Source organism: Acinetobacter sp. Colony158 (assembly GCF_019264745.1).
GTDB classification, from domain to species: Bacteria; Pseudomonadota; Gammaproteobacteria; order Pseudomonadales; family Moraxellaceae; genus Acinetobacter; species Acinetobacter ursingii.
On the sequence record NZ_CP078523.1, the window covers coordinates 2,362,827 to 2,363,206 of the forward strand.

A 380-nucleotide genomic window follows, 5' to 3' on the forward strand; every position below is an offset into this window, starting at 1 on the left:
GCAATTGACCGTGCAGGGGCGTATATCGAGGCGGGTGCAGATATGTTGTTCCCAGAAGCGATTACAGAGCTGGCCATGTATAAGCAGTTTGCCAATGCCACGAAAGTGCCTGTTCTAGCCAATATTACCGAGTTTGGTTCTACGCCATTATTTACTACGGAAGAATTGGCTTCTGCCGATGTCAGTATTGCCTTATATCCACTTTCAGCATTCCGCGCGATGAACAAAGCCGCAGAAAATGTGTATCAGACTTTGCGTAAAGAAGGCACGCAAAAGAACGTGGTCGAAACAATGCAAACCCGTCAAGAATTGTATGAACGTATTAACTACCATGCGTTTGAGCAATATCTTGATGGAACTTTTGCGAAGAGTAAATAAGT

Annotated in this window: 1 protein-coding gene; it reads left to right on the forward strand. The window is 44.5% G+C overall.

The window, feature by feature from the left end:
* The coding region (locus JR005_RS14815; RefSeq protein ID WP_228731677.1) for an isocitrate lyase/phosphoenolpyruvate mutase family protein at positions 1-378 on the forward strand (378 nt) is incomplete at its 5' end.
* Positions 379-380 lie beyond the last annotated feature (2 nt).